Genomic DNA, 19,155 nt, shown 5'->3' with positions numbered 1-19,155 from the left:
CACGGCGTCGCAGGCCAGACCCGCTGGCGGCTTAACCGGCAACGGCATCGCCTCGTCGGACAACCCCACTCCTTCCGGCGACCCGTTCCCAGCATCGTCCCCACCTGGAGAACGGACATGTTGCACCGCATCCTCGCGTTCCTCACCACGCTCGCGCTGTTCGCCGCGTGCGCTCCCGTCCACGCCCGCCCCCTGGTCGATGTCAGCCTCGTCGACCGCGATACCGGTGAATCGCTCGCGAGGTACCCGCATCGCGGCGATCTCTGGGTCGCCGGCACCCCCGGCCACCGTTACAGCGTGCGCCTGGCCAACACGACGAGCGAGCGCGTGCTGGTCGTGCTGTCGGTGGACGGCGTCAACGCCATCACCGGCCAGACAGCAGATCCGTCACAGGCAGGTTACGTGCTGGAACCGTGGCAGGCCACCGAGATCAGCGGCTGGCGCAAGTCGATGGACGACGTGGCGCAGTTCGTGTTCACCGACCTCGGCGACAGCTATGCCGCCCGTACCGGCCGGCCGCGCAACGTGGGCGTGATCGGCATCGCCGCCTTCCGCGAAGCGCGCGCCTACCGCTATCCGCAGTACACGCCGCCGCCGATCGCCCGTGGCGCGAGGGAGAAGCGCACGGAAGCGGAAGCATCCGCGCCCACCGCGTCGGCACGCGCCATCGTGGCCGACGAAGCAGTCCACGGGCAGAGCATCGGTACCGGCCACGGTGGACGCGAATGGGCGCCGACCTCGCGCACCGGCTTCGAGCGCGCGACCCGCCAGCCGGAACAGGTCAGCGAACTGCGTTACGACGAGCGTCGCCGACTGGTCGCCTTGGGCATCGTCCCCCGGCCGTCACGTCCGCTCTGGCGAGACGAGTCGCCGCGCGCGTTCCCCAACCGCTTCGTCGCGGATCCACCCTACCCGCGCTGAACCTCACACGAGAAACGGGCCGCATAGGCGGCCCGTTTCCTGCTCGACATTGGCGCGGATTTCAGAAGGTCAGTGCCGCATCGACTTGTCGTTGCGCAGGCTGCGGCTGAAGTCCTCGACTTCGGTATGGGCCCGATCCCGATCGTAGCCATAGCGCTCCTGCAGCCTGCCTTCGAGGTACTCCGCATTACCCTGCGCGACCTTGAAATCGTCATCGGTCAGATCGCCCCATTTCGCCTGGATCTTGCCTTTCAGCTGCTTCCAGTTGCCGGCGATGATGTCCTGATTCATGGTGTTTCCTCGCTTGATTGAGCGGCAGGGGGCGCCGCGGAAACAGCATCGCAGACCGCGTGTTCCCATCCGATCAACTGCGCGTCAACGCGCCATTAGGATTGACTGAACAGTTCAGTCGCATGAGGACGCATTCGCGCGGATGAACGCATGCAGCCACGCGCATTCCCGATCTTAGTGGCCCATCGTCGCGGCTGACTCACCGCAGATACCGGCAAAAAAAACGGGCCGCGATACGCGGCCCGCTTCCGAGTCTCCAGAATCCACGGGCTTATTTGCCCGAGGAATCCTCGACCTTCTCGCCCACCTTCTGCACGTCCTTGCCGAACCCCTTGACGGTGTTGCAGCCGGACAGCACGGCGATGGAGAACAGGGACAACAGCAACAACGCGACGATACGCTTCATAAGCGACTCCTGTGGACGGTATTCACGGCCTGGGGCGCGCATCGTCCGGCACACGCCGGCCATGCCGCCCCACCCGTGCAGTCTGATTTAAGCACGCTGGCTGGCGGCTGACCAAACCCTGGCCGGCAACGCGGAAGGGCCGGTTTCCCGGCCCTTCCTTCGGTTCGCATCCCGCGGATGCGGTCAGCCGACAGCGCGCATCAGCACTTGCCGTCCTTGCAGTCCTGGGCCTTGTCCTCGACCTTCTCGCCGACCTTCTGCACGTCCTTGCCGGCGCCGGCCATGGTGTTGCAGCCGGACAGTACCGCCATCGAGAACATGGCCATCATCAGCAGGGTCATCGCACGCTTCATGTGTCTTCTCCTGGGTGGATTGGGTGCTGCCGCAGGTGCGTCCCACGTTGCGGCGGCGTGTGCGGACACCTTCGAGGTCGCGACGTATAGGGCGCGTGAAACAGCACCCGTTCCGTTCAGTCCCAGTTTCCCCTCATCCCCCGCCAGCCTAGTCCCGCATCAAGGTCGACTTGCCGAACAGGCTCTCTACCAGGTCCACCGTGAGCTTTGCCGTGCGATTGCGACGGTCCAGCACGGGATTGAGCTCGACGATGTCCAGCGAACCCATCAGCCGGGTGTCAGCGATCATCTCCATCACCAGCTGCGCTTCGCGATAGTTGGGACCGCCGGGCACCGTGGTGCCCACACCGGGCGCGATGCTCGGGTCCAGGAAATCCACGTCGAAGCTGACATGCAGGTGGGTGTCGGCATCCAGGCCTTCCAGCGCAGCCTCCATCGTGCGCTTCATGCCCACCTCGTCGATGTAGCGCATGTCGTACACGTCGACCTTGTGGTCCTTGATCAGTTTCTTCTCTTCGGGATCGACCGAACGGATGCCTATCTGCCGGACCATCGACGGCGTGATCGCGGGTGCCTCGCCCCCGAGCCTGGTCAGCGCGTCCGGACCGATGCCGCACAGGCACGCCACCGGCATGCCGTGGATGTTGCCGGAAGGCGTGACCTCGCTGGTGTTGAAATCCGAGTGCGCGTCCAGCCACAGCACCCGGAGCTTCTTGCCGACCCGACGACAATGCTGCGCGACGGCGGTGATGGAACCCATGGCGAGGCAGTGGTCGCCGCCAAGCATGATGGGCAGCCGTTGCTGCGCCAGTTCGGCAGCGGTGGCGTCCATCACCGCGCGGTTCCATGCGACCACTTCATCGAGATGCCGGTAACCCTGGACGGGACCGGTCCAGGGATTGGCAGGACCCTGCACGTTGCCGGTGTCGATCACGTCCACGCCCCGTGCCGCGAGTGCTTCGGCAAGGCCGGCGATGCGCAGCGCATCAGGCCCCATGCGCGCGCCACGATGGCCTGCGCCGACATCGGTGGGCACGCCGATCAGGGAAACGGGAGGGAAAGTTCGACTCATGGGTACGTCCTGCGAAAAACAGACGCACAGTCTATGCCGTCGGCGATGACGGGCCTGTGGCATCGCAGCACGCGAGTGGGCAATGCGCCGACGGGAAATGGTGCCGCTTATCCGAATCGAACGGATGACCTACCGCTTACAAGGCGGTTGCTCTACCAGCTGAGCTAAAGCGGCGTGGGCGGCAATTCTAGCGCAGCGCCGTGCATTCGAGGGATTGCGGCGTACCGCTGGACGCGGCACGGGCAAGCACAACGGGGTCGACACCCTCCGCGACGCCGGCATCCAGCCACCACAGGCTTGGGCCCGCGCGGCCGACGGGCTGCATCTGTGCGGTGAACCCGGCAGCCTGCAACTGCGATACCCGGCGTTCGGCGGCCTCCCGGCTGCGATACCGGCCCAGTGCGATCCCGTTGGCTTGTTCGCCCTGGCGCACAACGAGGAAGTCGTTGAATCCCGCCGCCCCGATGCGGCCGGCGATCGCCTGCGCCTCTTCCAGCGACGGCGCGGGCGGCATGACCACCTGGTAACCACTGGCGCTGAGCCCGGGCACTTCCCGCAGATGTGCCCGCAGGAGCTGGCCCTTGACGGCATCCTGCGCCAGGGTCGCGGCAGCCTGACTGGTGAAGGGCCCTAGGCTGAAGCAGGCCGCCGGGATTTCCGGCGTCGCACGGGCGTCCGCGGCCGACGGACCTGTGGTGGCCGCAGGCAACTCGTCGACGAGTTGCAGGCGCGCCACGCCGGCTGGCAATGGAGGCGGTGGCGGCGGCTCGACGGCGGGACGGGTGAGCCACCACGCGGCAGCGCCCAGATTCAGGACGATCAACAGGACGATCAGGGCACGGATCAGCATGCAGGGATTCTAGCGGTGCTCAGGCGGCGGTACCGAGCCGCGCCCACACAGCCAGTCCTTCGAGCACCAGCGCTGGCGCCAGTTCGCCATCGCGAAGCGCGGGCGCCAGCTCGGCCGCACCCCCGCCATGCAGCAGCAAGGCGGGTCGCTCGCCCAGGAGATCATGGGCGTGTTGCAGGCTGCGCTCGATCAATCCCAGGGCGGCGCCGCCACAACCGGATGCCAGCGCATCGAGTGTGTCGGTGGCGAACTCGACGTACCCGCCGCCTTGCGACGGCAACTGCGCGGCCGCTTGCTGGAGTGCTTCACGCATCAGGCGGGGCGAGGGCGCTATGCGTCCGCCGCGATGCCGCCCGTCCGCATCCAGCAGATCGACGGTCACCGCCGTGCCTATGCCCACCAGCAGCCACGGCCGCGCGGCGCGCGCGCGGGCCGCCAGCAAGGCCAGGAAGCGATCCACGCCAAGCCGTCCGGGGTCGGCATAGGCAATGTGCACACCGGCCAACGCCGGCTGCGTACGCGCGATCGAGATGCACCCGAAACGGGTGGTCAACCAGTCCACCACCGCAGCGGTACGTGCAGGTGATGCAACGCTGGCGAGCACGGCGGACGATCCCTGCATGTCGATCGCCGGAACGGCAGCCTCCAGCGCGGCGATGAACTCACCGTCGTATCCGGTCGCCAGCACCTCGCCCAGTGTCCCGTCCGCCCTCAACGGTGCGCCTTTCACGCGCGAGTTCCCGAGATCGAATACCCACTGCGTCATGTCGCCCTCACGCTGACGTCCCCGGCATGCACCTGTCGCTGCACCTCGCCCACGCGTACCCGCAACGCACCGTCATCGCCGATGCCTTCGGCCACGCCATGCTCGTCACCCTGCGGACCATGCACGATGACCTCGCGACCCATCAGCACATCCAGCGCAGCGTATCTCGCAAGGAACGGCGACAAGCCTTCGCGATCGAACTGTTCGAGCGCGGGCAACAAGGTATCCAGCAGGTGGGACGCGATCGTGTTCCGCGAAGGTTGATCGCCGCCCAGCGTGGCCAGGTCCGTCCACGCCTGGCTGATCGCCGTCGCAGCAGTCGCCGGCATGTGCACGTTCACACCGATCCCGATCACCGCGCGCACCGGGCCGCCATGCTCGCCGCCGCCCTCCACCAGGATGCCGCCCAGCTTGCGCCCATGCGCCAGCAGATCGTTGGGCCACTTCACGCCGACCGGGGCATAACCGGCCTGCCGCAGCGCTTCCGCGGCGGCCACGCCGACCACCAGGCTTAGGCCGCCGAGGCGCGCTAGCCCGCCGGAGAACTGACGCGACAGCGACACATACAGATTCGCCGCAATCGGGGACGCCCACTGCCGTCCGCGCCGGCCACGCCCGCCGGTCTGCTGTTCCGCCAGCAACACCGCAGCCCCATGCTCGGGCGCCTTGCGGCGGAGCAACTCGCTGTTCGTCGAATCCAGCGACCATGCCACCTCCAGCGACGCCAGCTGCGCGGCGGCCGCGCCCCGCAACGGGGCGCGAATCAGGTCCACGTCCAGCAACTCGACCGGCGCTTCCAGCGAATACCCGCGGCCCGGCTGTGCATCGATCCGCAGGCCGCCCGCACGCAGTGCTTCGATCCGCTTCCACATGGCGGCGCGGGTGACCTTGGCGTCGCGGGCGAGCAGGTCGCCGGAAGCGGGGCCTTCGATCAGGCGCTGCAGCAGTTCGCGTTCGCCGGTCATGCGCGGCGGCGCCAGACGCGCACGCGTTCGAAGCGCGACTCGGTGCCGGCGCGCAATCGCTGCACGTTGGCGCGATGGGTGAAAAGCACCAACACCGCGGCGGCCGCGGCGAACATCTGCGCGGGACGGTCCGCGTGCATCCACCATGCCAGTGGCACGAGGCACGCGGTGGCGATGATCGACGCCAGCCCCACGTAACCGGTCGCGACCAGGACGCCCAGCCAGACCAGGAACAGCGGCAGCAACGCCAACGGCCAGAGCACCGTGACGCCGCCCAGCAGAGTGCCCACGCCCTTGCCGCCGCGGAACCCGTGCCAGATCGGCCACACGTGTCCCGCTGTCGCTGCCAGCGTCGCCAGGAAACCCAGCGCGCGTGGCGACAGCGGGCCCTCCATCGGCGCGAACCGCAGTGCCAGCCATGCGGCCAGCGCACCCTTGCCGATGTCCACCAGCACTACACCGAGTGCGAACTTCGCCCCCTGCGTGCGGAAGGCGTTGGTGCCGCCCGCGTTTCCGCTGCCCTGCGTGCGGATGTCCACGCCCCGCAACCGGCCCAGCGTGAGGCTGCCCGACACGGAACCGAGCAGGTAGGCCAGCAGCAACAAGGTGCAGACGATCAGCATGGCGCCATTATGGGCCACGCCCCTCCCCGCTCAGGCATCAGGTGCCGGCTGTACGGCCACGATCAGGGCGCCCTGGCCGGCATGCGCGCCGATGGCCGCCCCGGTTTCGACCAGCCGGTCCTCGCTGATCGTCAGCCGCGCGCGCAGCGCGGCGAGCAATCGCTCGCCCTGCGGACGCGCATCGCAGTGGCCCACGATCACCCGCCAGCGCGGCCCGGATTCCAGCTGACGTGCGACCCGCCGCGCGAAGGCTTCCGGCGCATGTGCGCGCGTCAGCAGGAGGCCGGCGACCGTCATGCGGCCATCCGCGCTCATCTTCGCCATCGGGGTCAACGCGCTCAGCCGCGCGATGGGCGCGGCCCAGCGCGGTATGCGACCGCCGCGCACGGCATGGGAGATGTCGGGCGCGATGGCCCACATCCGCGTCAGCGGGCGCAGGCGCTCCAGCTCGGCCACCACGTCCGCTTCACTGCGTCCTTCCGCCGCGAGTTCGGCGGCACGCCACACAAGCAGCGCCTGGCCGCAGGCGGCATTGACCGTATCGAACACCCTTACGCGTCCGGAGGGATCACGCGCGGCGGCATGCTCGCCCGACTGCAGCGTGCCCGACAGCGCGCGCGACAGGCCGACATAAAGCACCCGCGCATGGTGGGCCAGCGACAGCTCGAACTGCCGGCGGAAGTCGCCCGGCGGCGGCTGGCTGGTGCGCGGCAACTGGCGCGAGACCGCCATGCGCCGGTAGAACTCGCCCGTCGACAGGCCCACCTTGTCCAGGTAGTCGCGGCCATCCAGGTCCACCCGCGCGGGCACCACGCCGATGGCATGGCGCTCGGCAATGTCGTCCGGCAGGTCGGCGGCACTGTCGGTGACCACCACCAGCGATTGCGTGGCGGCAGCCACCGCCTGCTGGCGGACCATGTCGTCCGCCTTCATGCCTTCGACGTGGCCCTGCGTCGCGCACGCATCGAAAAGCGCCTGCGGCGATCCGGTGTGTGCGTGCACGCGCAGGCGGGACGCGCCACCGGCGATGACGATGGAATCCGCACCGCCGGCCTCCAGCGCGGCACGCAGGCGATCGCGGTCCAGCGCCTCGCCCAGCAGCAGGCATTCGGTGCACCAGCGGCGCGTCGGATCGATGGCATGGTCGTGGACCGTCGGACCGGCGGCATCGTTGGCCGCGCCCGGCGCGCTGGCACGCACGCGCACCGCACGTGGTCCGCCCTCGACGAACTCGGCGATGCCTTCCAGCAGGTCGACAAACCCCTGCGCGCCGGCATCGACCACGCCGGCACGCTGCAGCAAGGCCATCTGGCGCGGCGTGTCGGCGAGCGCGCGACGCGCACGGACGAGCGCGCGGACGAAGCCACTGCGTGCGTCGGCCTGGTTGCCCTCCCCCGCTGCGGCATCCAGTTCTTCGGCGAATGCGGCAATCACGCTCAGGATCGTCCCTTCCACCGGCTGCGCCAGGGCCTGGCGTGCGCTCTGCGCGCCCTGACGGACGGCGGCGGCCAGCGAACGGGCATCCAGTTCCGGCAGGTTGCGCACGCGCTCGGCCACGCCATGCAGGAACTGCGCGAGGATGGCGCCGGAATTGCCGCGCGCGCCATCGATCGCGTCGTTGCCTACGCGGCTCAGCAGATCGCCGACATGCTGGCTGGGCTGACTGAGCGCACCATGCAGCACGCTGCCGAGCGTCGATGCGAGATTGTTGCCGGTATCGCCGTCGGCAACCGGGAACACATTGATGCGGTTCAATCCATCCCGCGCGGCGATGACCCGGCGTGCTCCGGCAATCAGTGCCAGGCGCAGGGCGGGGGCGGTCAGCGGGCGGGCGTCGGACACGGGCATCGCGGCAGTCTGACGCAAGCCCCCCACTACCCCTGCTGCGACGCAACAGGCCGCGGCCGGTTTTCCTCGATCCATCGCCGCGCAGGGGCGTTTCGTCGCAAGGCCCGCCGCATTCATGCCGCGCCGGGCCATTCCCGCTATAGTCGGCGGCGTCATCTGGCCGCTGTACCCCGACCGACAGGAGTCTCTCCGATGTTACGCGCCAGCCTTGCCCTGCTGCTTCTCGGCGCCTCTGCGGCGGTACTCGCCCAGAACGGGCGCAGCATCGCCAATGGCAATGCCACCACCTGCCAGGACGTCGCGGACCGCGCCGTCGCCGACCGCCCGGGTGATGCCGTGCCGACCACTCCGGACGCACGCCGCGCGCGCGCCACCGCCGTGCGCAGCAAGTACGCTGCGCCCGCCGCGTTGACGCCCTCCACTTCGCGGGGTGGCGGCGACGACGACGACACCCCGTTGCCACGCAGCCGCGGCTCCAAGTGGCACAGTTTCCTGCCGGGCATGTTCCGCTGACGCGGACGGCATCACCCGGTGATTGGACTGTTGCGCCGCCTGCGGCGCCCCTCCCCGTCCATCCAGGACGAACTCTGGCGGACCGTAACCACGGACACCCCTTGGGTGTCGGCTCTGGATGACGTGCGTTCGGACAGGCTGCGCGGGTTGGCGGCTCGCTTCCTGCACCAGAAGACCATCACGCCGCTCGCCGGCCTGAGCCTGGACGATGCGCAACGCGTGCAACTGGCAGCGCTGTGCTGCCTGCCACTCCTGGAGTTCGGCGAAAGCGGCTTGCGCGGCTGGTCGCAGCTGATCGTCTACCCGGACGCGTTCCGCGTGCAACGCACGCATACCGATGCGGCCGGCGTATTGCACGAGTGGGAAGACGACCTGGCCGGCGAAGCCTGGGACCAGGGTCCGCTGATCCTGTCATGGGCCGACGTGCAAGCCGACCTGGCCGAGCCCGATGCCGGCTTCTGCGTCGCCGTGCACGAGATGGCGCACAAGCTGGATGCGCTGGATGGCGAACTGGACGGCACACCGCCTCTGCCGGGCGAGTGGCATGGCCGCTGGGCGCGCGACTTCCAGCGCGCGTACGACGACTTCTGCATGCAGGTCGACCTGGGCCGCGAGACCGTGATCGACCCGTATGCCGCCGAGGCACCGGAAGAGTTTTTCGCCGTCGTCACCGAATACCACTTCTCCGCGCCGGACGTGCTGGCCGACGCGATGCCGGAGGTGGGCGGGCACTTGCGGCGATTCTACGGTCCATCGCCGTTCGCGGCGACGTAACGGTTACAGGCCCGGCGGCAACCGCACCTCGAAGCGCGCGCCGCCCAGTTCCTCCGAGCGCAGCACCTGCAGTTCGCCGCGATAGTCGCGGATCAGGTCCTGCACGATCGACAGCCCGATACCGTGCCCCTGCACGCGCTCATCGCCGCGCACGCCCCGCTGCAGCACCTTGGACACGTCCTCCTCGGCAATGCCCGGGCCATCGTCATCCACGGCCAGGAACAGTCCGGGCCTGCGCTGCGGTGCGGTCGCTCCCACCTTCACCGTCAGCAGCACGCGCGAACGCGCCCACTTGAACGCGTTCTCCAGCAGGTTGCCCATCAATTCCTGCAGGTCGCCCGTCTCGCCATGAAAGCGCGCGCGCGGATCGATCTCGAATTCGCAGATGACGCCCTTCGATGCGTAGACCTTTTCCAGTCCCCGCACGATCTCTTCGGCGTTCGGCTCGATGGCGATGGCGGCCGAGAACAGCTTGTGGCCGCTCGAAGCCGCACGCGCAAGCTGGTAGGACACGAGGTTGTTCATGCGCTTGAGCTGCACGTCCAGTTCCTCGCGCAGCGACTGCGGATCGCCGTTGTCGTCCAGCTGCGTGCGCAATACCGCGATGGGCGTTTTCAGGCTGTGCGCCAGATCGGCCAGCGTGTTGCGCTGACGCTCCAGGTTCTCGCGCTCGCTCTCGATGAAGGCATTGATGCTGTCGGTCAGCGGCTCGAGTTCGCGCGGATGGCTCTCCGTCATGCCCGACAGCTCACCGCGCTGCACGCGGCTGAGTTCGAAGATCACCCGCCGCAACGGACGCAGGCTCCAGCGCAGCACCAGCATCTGCAGCAGCAGCAGGATCACGCCGGCACCGCCCAGATAGACCCACAGCGAGCCCCGGAACACGCGGATCTGCGTGCTCAGCGCCTGCGCGTCCTCCAGGATGTAGATGCTGTAGGGAATCTCCGCATGCTGGTGGGTTGCCGGCCAGGCATAGCCAACGCCGTAGCGATAAGCCTCGCCCTCACTGCCGTCCGCGCGGCGTATCGGCAGCGGACCCTCGAACGTCTCTTCCAGCGCGCCCAGTCGCCTGGGCACCGGCAGTTCCGGGCCCAGCGTCGAGTTGGAGCCCCAGGGCGGCACGTTCTGCAGCACCACCTGCGCATACATGCCGCTGTCGGGCATGTCGAAGCGGGGATCGGGCGTGTTGTAAGGCGGAATCAACGTGCCGTTGCGACCGAACTCGACCTTGTCGGTGTAGTACAGGGCATAACTCTTCAGCCGCTGGCGCAGGTTGTCCTCGGCGGTGTCGACGAACGCGCGGTCCAGCGCGTAACCGGCGAGCGCGAGGAAGGCGAGCAGCGCGAGACTGGCCGCGAGCAGCTGGCGCGCGCGCAACGAGCGCGGACGCCAGCCGTCGAACCGGTCGCGACCGACGTGGGCGGGCGGCACGGCGCCGGAAGGTGGCGCAGGCATCAAATGCTGGCGATGCCGGCGCGGTCCATCAGCCTTCGCCGGTGCGCGGGATGGCGAAGCGGTAGCCGCGGCCGCGCACGGTCTCGATCGGCTTCAGCTCGCCTTCGGGGTCCAGCTTCTTGCGCAGGCGACCGATGAAGACTTCCAGTACGTTGGAGTCGCGGTCGAAATCCTGCTGGTAGATGTGCTCGGTCAGGTCGGCCTTCGAGACCAGTTCGCCCGCGTGCATCATCAGGTACTCGAGCACCTTGTACTCGTAACTGGTGAGGTCGACGTTGCTGCCATTGACGCTGACCGTCTGCGCGGCCAGATCAAGTGCGACCGGACCACATTCCAGCGTGGGCTTGCTCCAGCCGGCAGCGCGGCGCAGCAGCGCATTGACGCGGGCCAGCAGCTCTTCCACGTGGAAAGGCTTGACCAGGTAGTCGTCGGCGCCCTGCTTCAGGCCTTCCACCTTGTCCTGCCAGCTGGAACGCGCGGTCAGGATCAGCACCGGGAATTTCTTGCCTTCGTCGCGCAGCGCCTTGATCAGTTCCATGCCGGACATCTTGGGCAGGCCGAGATCGATGATGCCCACGTCGAACGGCACCTCGCGACCCATGTACAGGCCTTCCTCGCCGTCCTGGGCCGCGTCCACCGCAAAGCCTTCGCGCTTCAGGCGCGCGGCGAGGGTTTCACGCAGGGGGGCTTCGTCTTCGACCAGCAGGATACGCATGGACTCTCCTTGGGAATGCGGCGCGGCTTCAGTGACCGCGCGGGCGTGCTCGTGATGAGCTTTGATTCTACGTAAGACTACGGGCGCGGGGGGTTATCGCCGCGTGGAGGCTGCGTCATCTCACGCCGGGGCCGCACCGGTGCGTCCATGCCGCGACGGGACGGGCCCGCATCATCCATCGTGCGCACCCGGCCGCGGTCGTCGACATACTTCACGCGATTGATCTCGCGTCCCTCGTACTGCATGCGCTCCACGCTCAGTACCTGTCCACCGGTTTCGTTGCGCACGCGGCGTACCGAATCGGACATCGACGAGCGATGCCCCATGTTTTCCGCCCGCAATGCGCCGCGCTCGCGCGCAGGCGGCGGATCGTCACGGCCGCGTTCGTCCTGCGCGCGCACCCCGTGGGTGCCCGTTAGGGCGACGAATACCGCCAGGGTGATGGCAGCCAGAGTGGGGGTACGAAAGCGCATAACGGAATCGTAACGGAACTGGGGTCGCGAAACTGAACGGAACCCGAAACCGCCTCTTTTGATTGGAAGCGAAGTCTTGGCCCGCAGCGGTGAATCCGTTCTGAATTTATCCACAGGGTCGTGCCCCGCATTCAGACAGCTGAAGGATCAGAAAACCTCGGCCACACAACACCTTAGCGAGCCGCCACCTGCCTCGATGGCATCCAGCTCCACGCTCCGGACCGCGAAACCCGCACCGGTTTCGAGCTGCCTGCGGCTGGCGCCGCTGAGCGACGCGCTCGCCCGCCGGCTCATCCAGACTGCGTTATCGGCCAGTGCGATCGCGTTGCCGGCGAACGCCGCCTGTTCGGCGGCGGACAGCACCACCACGTGCGGCCCGTAGATCGCCCTCAGCGCATCCACCAGGCCCGGCGCCAGCAACCGGTCGGGACAGACCACGGCGGCACGGCCGGCCAGTACCGCCAGCAGCACGTTGGTGTGGTACTCGCCAGCGGCGAGGTCGAACATCAACGTCGCGCGCAGGCCGAACGCCTCGTGCATGCGCGCCGCGCCGGTCTCGTCACAGCGCTCGGACAGCCCACAGAAGCCGATGCCGCGGGCGCGGTCGATGACCAGTGCCCCCGTGAGTTCGCAGGGATGCGGCTGGGTCGACAGATCGACTTCCGCATATCCCAGCGTGTCGCGGAAGAAACCCCGGATGTCGGGCCGTTCCGCTTCACGCTGCCGCACCGGGTGGCGCATGCGGCCGATGACCAGTCGCGGCTCCCTACCCACCCGCGCGGTGGCGAACACATTGTTGGGAAACACCGCATCCGGCGTCGCCTCGCGGCCGGGGAAGCAGAACACCGGCACGTCCTCCGACAGCGCACGATGCAGCGCATGGTGTTCGCGCAGTGCGGCGCCGGCATCGAACGCCTCGGCGCCGGCCATGTAGCGATTGTCCTGCGCGGACTGTTCCGCACGCATGAATCCGTCCGGCGACACCAGGAACGCCGCGCGTGCCGTGGCCGGCCCGACATCCGGCGCCAGCGTTCGCACGTGCGCGGCAAAGGCGGCGATGTCGCGCGTGATCATGCGCTCACGCCGCCGGACGCAATTCGCGCGTGGTCGCCGCCATCGCCTGCTCCACCAGCGACCAGTCCGCACCCGGCCGGTGCGCACCTTCGCTGAGGATCTGGCGGAACGCCCTTCCACCGGTCTGTGCATGGAACAGCCCCAGCACGTGGCGGGTCAGGTGCTTCAGGGCCACGCCCTTCGCCAGCTGCTGCTCCACATACGGCCGCCATGCGCGCAGCAGCTCGATGCGCGACATCGTCCCGCCGCCGGACAGCGCCGCCTGCATCTCGTGCAGCACGTAGGGCTCGTGGTACGCCGCGCGGCCGATCATCACGCCGTCGCTGTGCTGCAGATGCTCATGCACCTGCGCCGTGGTGGTGATGCCGCCGTTGATCGCTACCGTCAGTTCGGGGCGCTCGCGCTTGAGCCGGTATGCCCAGTCGTAGCGCAGCGGCGGGATCTCGCGGTTTTCCTTCGGCGAAAGCCCCTGCAGCCACGCCTTGCGCGCATGCACGAAGAACACCCGGCAACCGGTGTCCGCCACCGTGTCGATGAAGGCACGGAACAGGTCGTAGTCCTCCTGTTCGTCCACGCCCAGACGGCATTTCACCGTCACGGGAATGTCCACCGCCGCGATCATCGCCGCCACGCAATCGGCGACCAGGGTGGGCTCCTTCATCAGGCACGCACCGAAGCGGCCCGCCTGCACGCGGTCGGACGGGCAGCCGACGTTGAGGTTCACCTCGTCATAGCCCCAGTCCTGCGCGATGCGCGCGGCCTGGGCCAGGTGCGCCGGCTCGCTGCCGCCCAGCTGCACCGCCACCGGATGCTCGACGGCATCGAATCCCAGCAAGCGATCGCGGTCGCCATGGATCACCGCCTGCGCGTGCACCATTTCGGTATACAGGCGCGCGTCGGGCGCAAGCAGGCGATGGAACACGCGGCAATGCGTATCCGTCCAGTCCATCATCGGCGCGACGGACAGGCGCAGGGCGGCATGCGGAATGGGGGGCGACGTCATGCCGCCATTGTACCGTGCGGTCCCGGGTGGCTCAGCGCGCAGGAACGAATCGCAGGCCCACGCCGGGCTCGGTGGCGATGTAGCGCGGCGCGGTAGCGTCGTCGTGCAGCTTCTGGCGCAGCTTGCCCACCAGGATGCGCAAGTAATGGGTATCGTCCTGGTGATTGGGACCCCACAGTTCGCGCAGCAGCTGCGGTTGCGTGACGACGCGGCCTGGATGTTGCAGCAGCAGCGCAAGCAGGGCGAATTCCTTGCGGCTCAGCGCGACGGCTTCGCCGTCCAGCGTCACCTCGCGGCGACCGAGGTCCACGTGCAGGTGGCCGTCGTCGAACAGAGGCATTGCCGTATCGCTGGCGGCGGCACGGGTGCGCAGCAGGCTGCGGATGCGGGCCATCAGTTCCTGCACGCCGAACGGTTTGGTGACGTAGTCGTTCGCCCCCCCATCCAGCGCGGCGACCTTCTCACCCTCCCCGCTGCGCACGGTCAACATGATCACCGGCACCTGCGACCATTGCCGCAGTTCGCGCAATACCTCGTGGCCATCCAGGTCCGGCAAGCCGATGTCCAGCACCACCAGGTCCGCGCCATGCGCGGCCAGGGCGGCCAGTCCGGCATGCCCGCTCTCGGCCAGCGCCACCACGTAACCCTGCGCGCGCAGGCTGATGTCGAGGAACCGGCGGATCTGCGGCTCGTCATCGATGACCAGCACGCGTGCCGGCGGCGCGGAAACGGTCACGGGGGATTCGGTGGAGGTCACGGGTCGGCCTGCGGCGCGGGGGTCAGCAGGGGCAGGGTAATCCGCAGCGTGGTGCCGCGCCCATCCCGGCCCGGCAGCGCTTCCACGCTGCCACCATGCGCGCCGACCATGCCCTGGCAGATCGCCAGGCCCAGGCCGGTGCCCTGGCGACCGCGGTCGCCGCGCTCCACGCTGTAGAACATGTCGAAGATGCGCGCACGCTCGTCTTCGGGAATACCGGGGCCATGGTCGCGCACATCGATCCGCAGCGCAGCGTCGACCAGGCGTGCATCCACCTCCACGGCCTCGTGCGGTGGCGAGAACTTCGCCGCGTTTTCCAGCACGTTGAACAGGGCCTGTTCCACCAGCGCGGGATGCACCCAGATCGGCGGCACGTCGGCCGCCACCGTGGTGACGACACGGACTTCCGGTTGATAGCGCTGCAGCCGTCCCACCGCCGAACCGATCAGTTCGTCCACACCGATCCAGTCGCGGTTGAGGGTCAGTCCGGTGTGGCCCAGCCGGGTCATGTCCAGCAGGTTCTGGATGTAACGGTCCAGGCGCTCGCCTTCATGCTGGATGGTATCCAGCAGGCTGCGCCGATCCTCCTCGCCCATCGCACCCCAGTAGCTGGCCAGGCTGCTGGCGGAGCCGATCATCGATGCCAGCGGCGAGCGCAGGTCGTGCGACACCGAGGAAAGCAGTGCGGAGCGCAACCGCTCGGTCTCGCTGCCGACGCGCGCGCTTTCCAGGTCGGCGACCAGCCGCGTGCGCAACGCCGCCTGGCCGATGTCATCCACCATGGCTTCGGCCAGGCGCCGCTGCTCGACGTTCAAGCGCGGCGTGTCCTGCGGGACGCGCAGGCCCGCCACCCCCAACGTGCCGCGGTCGTTGCGCAGCGGCAGGAACCACCAGTGCGCACCGGCCAGCGTGTCGGTGAAGCGGCCGGTGGGCTGCCCATGCTTCTGCGCCCAGTCCGCCGCGCTGCGATCGATCTCCGCGTCCGGCGCGGCGCCTGCGTCGGTCACGGTGGTGTCAACGCGCAACCACGCCGCCACGCCCAGCGCGTCCTCCAGCGCCTTGCGCCCCGCCACCAGTACCTGCCCCAGGTCGGCAGCGCCCGCCAGGTGCCGTCCCAGTGCCTGCAGGGCAGTGGCGTGTGCATTGGCCGCGCGCAGTGCCAGCACCTGCATGCGCAGCCGCGATGCCAGCCTGCCGGCCACCAGCGCCGCGATCAGGAACAGGAACACCGTGGTCACGCCCTGGCGCGCGCCGATATGGAAGGTGAAACGGGGTTCGATGAAGAAGAAGTTGTACGCGAGGAAGCCCAGCAGCGCCGCCACCACCGCAGCGGCCATGCGCGTGCGCGAAGCCACCAGCACCACCGCCACGATGAACACCATCGACAGGTCGTCGATGCCGATCCAGCGCTCGGCCAGCCAACCCACCGCCACCGCGAGCATCGAGGCCACGACGGCGAACGCCAGGTCATGGCGTGCCAGCAGTCCGCCCGCCGGCCGGCCGCTGCGCCGTGCACGCGCGCGCGCCTCGGGCGTGTTGACGATGACGAGCTCGTAGTGGGCCGCACGTTGCAGCAGCTGTTGCGTCAGGGTGCGGTTGAACATGCGCGCCACCGGCCGCTCGCGCGTGCGTCCCAGTACCAGGGTGGAGACGCCGCTCTGCGAGGCGTGGTCCAGCAGCGTATCGGCGATGCTCGCACCGTGCAGCAGTACGGTGTCGGCTCCCAGCTTGCGGGCCAGCGCGAATGCGTGATCGATCTCCGATTGCCTGGCTTCATCCAGCGCTTGCCGCGCCTGTACCGTCACCACGGTCCACGGCGCATCACGCCGCTCGGCCAACCGTCGCGCCACCCGCACCAGGTAGTCGGACTGGCCCATGCCGTCGATGGCCACCAGCACGCGGCGCCGCACCGGCATGCCGGGCAGGCCGCGCGCGGTCTGTTCCTCGCGCAGGTCGCTGTCCACGCGGTCGGCCGCCGTCTGCATGGCCAGTTCGCGCAGGGCGATCAGGTTGGACGGCGAGAAGAACGCCTGCAGCGCCTGCGACGCCTGTTCCGGCAGGTACACCTTGCCCTGGTGCAGGCGTTCGATCAGCTCGCGCGGCGGCAGGTCCACCAGCACGATGTCGCGCAGGCGATCGAACACGGCATCCGGCACCGTCTCGCTGACGCGCACGCCGGTGATCCGGTGGACGACATCGTTGAGGCTTTCCAGGTGCTGGATGTTGATCGTGGTGTGCACGTCGATGCCTGCGTCCAGCAGTTCGATCACATCCTGCCAGCGCCGTTCGTGGCGACTGCCGGGCGCATTGCGGTGGGCCAGTTCGTCCACCAGCGCGATCTGCGGACGCCGTGCCAGCAGCGCATCCAGATCCATTTCCTCCAGCCACCGGCCCTGGTAGGCCACGCGCCTGCGCGGCAGGATCTCCAGCCCCTCGGTCAGCGCAGCGGTCTCCGCACGCCCGTGCGTCTCCACGATGCCCACCACCACGTCCCGGCCCTGGCGGCGCAGTTCGCTGGCGCGGGACAGCATGGTGTACGTCTTGCCCACACCGGGCGCCGCGCCCAGGAAGATCGTCAGCCGCCCGCCCCGCTCGCGCTGCAGGTGGTCGATCAGGGCGTCAGCCTGGCGGTGGCGGGGGTCGGTCATGGACATAGTGTGCTCTCAACTGTTGCGTGACGCCGGAATCGCAGGTGGAGGAGCGACGTCCGTCGCGGCGTACGAGCCGCCCTCGACATCAGGACCCTCGCGCCTTGGCCCCGGGAAATCGCCCTCAAGGAAATGTTCCTCGACATCAAGGCAATTTTCCTTGGCCGCAAGGCTTTTCTGTTCCATGTAGAACATGCGTGGTGTGTCGTCTCAGCTATCTGCCTCGGCGTCGCACCTTTCTGGTTCGGGTGCGGGATTCTTTTTTCCTCGTCAGCTCACCCGAAAGCGTTGCGCGGGCAGACATGTTCCTCGTCGTCTCACTTATCCGCCTCGATGCCGCACCTTTCTGGTTCGTGAGCGAGGAAATTTTCCTTGTCACCGACCCTTTGAGCGTTGGCGCCGAGGAAATCTGCTTCGTCACCTCACCTGTCTGGCTTGATGCCTCACTTTTCTGGTTCGCATGCGAGGGTTCTCCCTTTGTCGTCTCACCAGAGAAGCTCGCAAGCGGGGAGATTCTCCTCGTCGCATCACCCTTGCGCATGGCAAGCACACCCATGCCTTCTCCCCGTCTGCGGGGAGCCGCGTAGCCCAGGCAGGCGCAGCGCACCCGGGACCTCGGGACATGTCGGCACCCCGTGCTCCCGGATGCGACCGCTGGCCTTATCCGGGCTACGCCGGCTTCGAAGGCGTTGTGCAGCCGTGACACGCAGCGGCTTCGTCGCCCCTCACCCGCCTTCGGCACCCTCTCCCCGCAGGCGGGGAGAGGGGAACTGCTGTTCCACATCACCAGGAAATACCCTTCTCCCCGTTTACGGGGAGAAGGTGCCCAGCGGGCGGATGAGGGGCGAGCGGAGGCTGGGCACTGTCCGACCACGGAACATCTCCCCGTGCGTGCGCGTTGTTTCGCGACACTCGATCCGCCTTGCAATGCCAGCGACCGCGGCTCCGTCGGCCCCTCACCCGCCTTCGGCACCCTCTCCCCGCACGCGGGGAGAAGGGAACTGCCGATCCACATCGCTTGCCTACCTCCATCTCTGCGCGCGGGGCGAGGAGGAGTTACCTCTCCGCATCCAGCGCCAGGTTCAGCTCCAGCACGTTGATCCGCGGCGCGCCGAGGACGCCGAACTGCGGGGCCTCGGTATGCGCGGCGACGAGGCGTTCGACTTCCGCCGCCTCGATGCCGCGCGCACGCGCAACGCGGGCGATCTGGATGCGCACCGCAGCCGGCGACAGGTGCGGGTCGATGCCGCCGCCGGACTGGGTGACCAGGTCACTGGGCACGTCGGCTGGCGCCACGCCTTCGCGCGCGGCGACGGCGGCGCGCGCCTCGTCGATGCGCGTGCGCAGGTCCGGGTTGGTACGCGCCTGGTTGCTGCCGGCCAACGCCATCACGTCATATCCGGCCGCGGAAGGACGCGACTGGAAATAGCGGTCGTCGGCGAACGGTTGCGCGACAAGCGCCGAACCGATCACGCGACCGTCGCGTTCGACCAGGCTGCCGGTGGCCTGGTGCGGGAACAGCACGCGTCCCAGGCCGGTGCCCGCCAGCGAGTACAACAGGCCGAAGCCGAGCAGCGAAACGGCGGCCAGCATGAGCGACGGGCGCAGCGCGCTGCGGGCAGGGGCAGGAGTGGAAGCAGCATTCATG

General features: G+C 68.4%; 21 protein-coding genes, 1 tRNA gene and 1 pseudogene. 4 read left to right on the top strand and 19 right to left on the bottom strand.

The features are described from left to right. The first annotated feature begins 117 nt into the window (after window positions 1–117). A complete protein-coding gene (locus IB223_RS02690) occupies window positions 118–921 on the top strand; it encodes a hypothetical protein (RefSeq protein ID WP_192200133.1) in 804 nt (267 codons plus the stop codon). 69 nt (window positions 922–990) lie between these two features. On the opposite strand, the gene IB223_RS02685 is transcribed toward IB223_RS02690, so the two are convergent. The 10 genes from IB223_RS02685 to IB223_RS02640 all read right to left on the bottom strand — a co-directional run bounded on the left by IB223_RS02685 (window position 991) and on the right by IB223_RS02640 (window position 8,089). After that, a complete protein-coding gene (locus IB223_RS02685) occupies window positions 991–1,212 on the bottom strand; it encodes a CsbD family protein (RefSeq protein WP_192200132.1) in 222 nt (73 codons plus the stop codon). Window positions 1,213–1,483: 271 nt separating this feature from the next. Beyond that, on the bottom strand, window positions 1,484–1,618 hold the full coding sequence (locus tag IB223_RS02680; RefSeq protein WP_192200131.1) for an entericidin A/B family lipoprotein: 135 nt from the start codon (window positions 1,616–1,618) through the stop codon (window positions 1,484–1,486). 200 nt (window positions 1,619–1,818) lie between these two features. Further along, window positions 1,819–1,971, bottom strand: coding sequence for an entericidin A/B family lipoprotein (locus tag IB223_RS02675; protein WP_192200130.1), 153 nt, complete (start codon window positions 1,969–1,971; stop codon window positions 1,819–1,821). Window positions 1,972–2,119: 148 nt separating this feature from the next. Further along, window positions 2,120–3,043 (bottom strand): arginase, encoded by a 924-nt coding sequence (gene rocF / locus IB223_RS02670; protein WP_192200129.1) that lies wholly within the window; start codon window positions 3,041–3,043, stop codon window positions 2,120–2,122. Window positions 3,044–3,141: 98 nt separating this feature from the next. Then, window positions 3,142–3,217, bottom strand: a tRNA-Thr gene (locus IB223_RS02665). A 13-nt stretch (window positions 3,218–3,230) separates the two neighbouring features. Continuing rightward, window positions 3,231–3,893, bottom strand: coding sequence for an SPOR domain-containing protein (locus IB223_RS02660; RefSeq protein ID WP_192200128.1), 663 nt, complete (start codon window positions 3,891–3,893; stop codon window positions 3,231–3,233). A gap of 19 nt (window positions 3,894–3,912) precedes the next feature. Continuing rightward, entirely contained in the window at window positions 3,913–4,659 is a 747-nt protein-coding gene (locus IB223_RS02655; protein WP_192200127.1) for a type III pantothenate kinase, read from the bottom strand. Then, a complete protein-coding gene (gene birA, locus IB223_RS02650) occupies window positions 4,656–5,624 on the bottom strand; it encodes a bifunctional biotin--[acetyl-CoA-carboxylase] ligase/biotin operon repressor BirA (protein ID WP_192200126.1) in 969 nt (322 codons plus the stop codon). Before birA ends, IB223_RS02655 begins: the two co-directional genes overlap by 4 nt. Next, on the bottom strand, window positions 5,621–6,247 hold the full coding sequence (gene plsY / locus IB223_RS02645; protein WP_192200125.1) for a glycerol-3-phosphate 1-O-acyltransferase PlsY: 627 nt from the start codon (window positions 6,245–6,247) through the stop codon (window positions 5,621–5,623). Before plsY ends, birA begins: the two co-directional genes overlap by 4 nt. Window positions 6,248–6,277: 30 nt before the next feature. After that, the gene (locus tag IB223_RS02640; protein ID WP_192200124.1) at window positions 6,278–8,089 is read right to left on the bottom strand and encodes a DegV family protein; all 1,812 of its coding nucleotides are present in this window, start codon (window positions 8,087–8,089) and stop codon (window positions 6,278–6,280) included. Window positions 8,090–8,287: 198 nt separating this feature from the next. Between IB223_RS02640 and IB223_RS02635 the strand changes: the two genes are divergently transcribed. Together IB223_RS02635 and IB223_RS02630 are read left to right on the top strand one after the other, a co-directional pair. Next, a complete protein-coding gene (locus IB223_RS02635; RefSeq protein WP_192200123.1) occupies window positions 8,288–8,608 on the top strand; it encodes a hypothetical protein in 321 nt (106 codons plus the stop codon). Further along, window positions 8,575–9,382 (top strand): annotated as a pseudogene (locus IB223_RS02630) (M90 family metallopeptidase). Before IB223_RS02635 ends, IB223_RS02630 begins: the two are co-directional and overlap by 34 nt. 3 nt (window positions 9,383–9,385) lie before the next feature. On the opposite strand, the gene IB223_RS02625 reads toward IB223_RS02630, so the two are convergent. The 8 genes from IB223_RS02625 to IB223_RS02590 all read right to left on the bottom strand — a co-directional run bounded on the left by IB223_RS02625 (window position 9,386) and on the right by IB223_RS02590 (window position 17,702). Further along, on the bottom strand, window positions 9,386–10,837 hold the full coding sequence (locus IB223_RS02625) for a sensor histidine kinase (RefSeq protein ID WP_192200122.1): 1,452 nt from the start codon (window positions 10,835–10,837) through the stop codon (window positions 9,386–9,388). A gap of 28 nt (window positions 10,838–10,865) precedes the next feature. Next, window positions 10,866–11,552, bottom strand: a complete 687-nt coding sequence (locus IB223_RS02620) for a response regulator transcription factor (protein WP_142123336.1) — start codon at window positions 11,550–11,552, stop codon at window positions 10,866–10,868. Between the two features lie 77 nt (window positions 11,553–11,629). Further along, window positions 11,630–12,025: a hypothetical protein gene (locus IB223_RS02615; RefSeq protein WP_192200121.1), complete on the bottom strand. Its 396-nt coding sequence runs from the start codon at window positions 12,023–12,025 to the stop codon at window positions 11,630–11,632. Between the two features lie 147 nt (window positions 12,026–12,172). Continuing rightward, a complete protein-coding gene (locus IB223_RS02610) occupies window positions 12,173–13,099 on the bottom strand; it encodes an arginine deiminase-related protein (protein WP_192200120.1) in 927 nt (308 codons plus the stop codon). A 4-nt stretch (window positions 13,100–13,103) separates the two neighbouring features. Next, complete coding sequence (gene dusA / locus IB223_RS02605; RefSeq protein WP_192200119.1) at window positions 13,104–14,102, bottom strand: tRNA dihydrouridine(20/20a) synthase DusA; 999 nt, start codon at window positions 14,100–14,102, stop codon at window positions 13,104–13,106. Between the two features lie 31 nt (window positions 14,103–14,133). Next, window positions 14,134–14,838: a response regulator gene (locus IB223_RS02600; protein WP_192200118.1), complete on the bottom strand. Its 705-nt coding sequence runs from the start codon at window positions 14,836–14,838 to the stop codon at window positions 14,134–14,136. A 17-nt stretch (window positions 14,839–14,855) separates the two neighbouring features. Further along, entirely contained in the window at window positions 14,856–17,507 is a 2,652-nt protein-coding gene (locus IB223_RS02595) for a sensor histidine kinase KdpD (protein ID WP_192200117.1), read from the bottom strand. Between the two features lie 15 nt (window positions 17,508–17,522). Next, window positions 17,523–17,702, bottom strand: coding sequence for a hypothetical protein (locus tag IB223_RS02590; protein WP_192200116.1), 180 nt, complete (start codon window positions 17,700–17,702; stop codon window positions 17,523–17,525). A 107-nt stretch (window positions 17,703–17,809) separates the two neighbouring features. On the opposite strand from IB223_RS02590, the gene IB223_RS02585 reads away from it, so the two are divergent. Beyond that, a complete protein-coding gene (locus IB223_RS02585; RefSeq protein ID WP_192200115.1) occupies window positions 17,810–18,094 on the top strand; it encodes a hypothetical protein in 285 nt (94 codons plus the stop codon). A gap of 469 nt (window positions 18,095–18,563) precedes the next feature. Here the strand turns inward: IB223_RS02585 and kdpC are convergent, their stop codons facing one another. Continuing rightward, window positions 18,564–19,154, bottom strand: a complete 591-nt coding sequence (gene kdpC, locus IB223_RS02580) for a potassium-transporting ATPase subunit KdpC (protein WP_192200114.1) — start codon at window positions 19,152–19,154, stop codon at window positions 18,564–18,566. Window position 19,155 lies beyond the last annotated feature (1 nt).

This window comes from Pseudoxanthomonas sp. PXM03, assembly GCF_014852005.1.
GTDB lineage: Bacteria > Pseudomonadota > Gammaproteobacteria > Xanthomonadales > Xanthomonadaceae > Pseudoxanthomonas_A.
The sequence above is the reverse complement of the archived record's forward strand: the minus strand, read 5'-3'. Positions and strand labels throughout refer to the sequence as shown.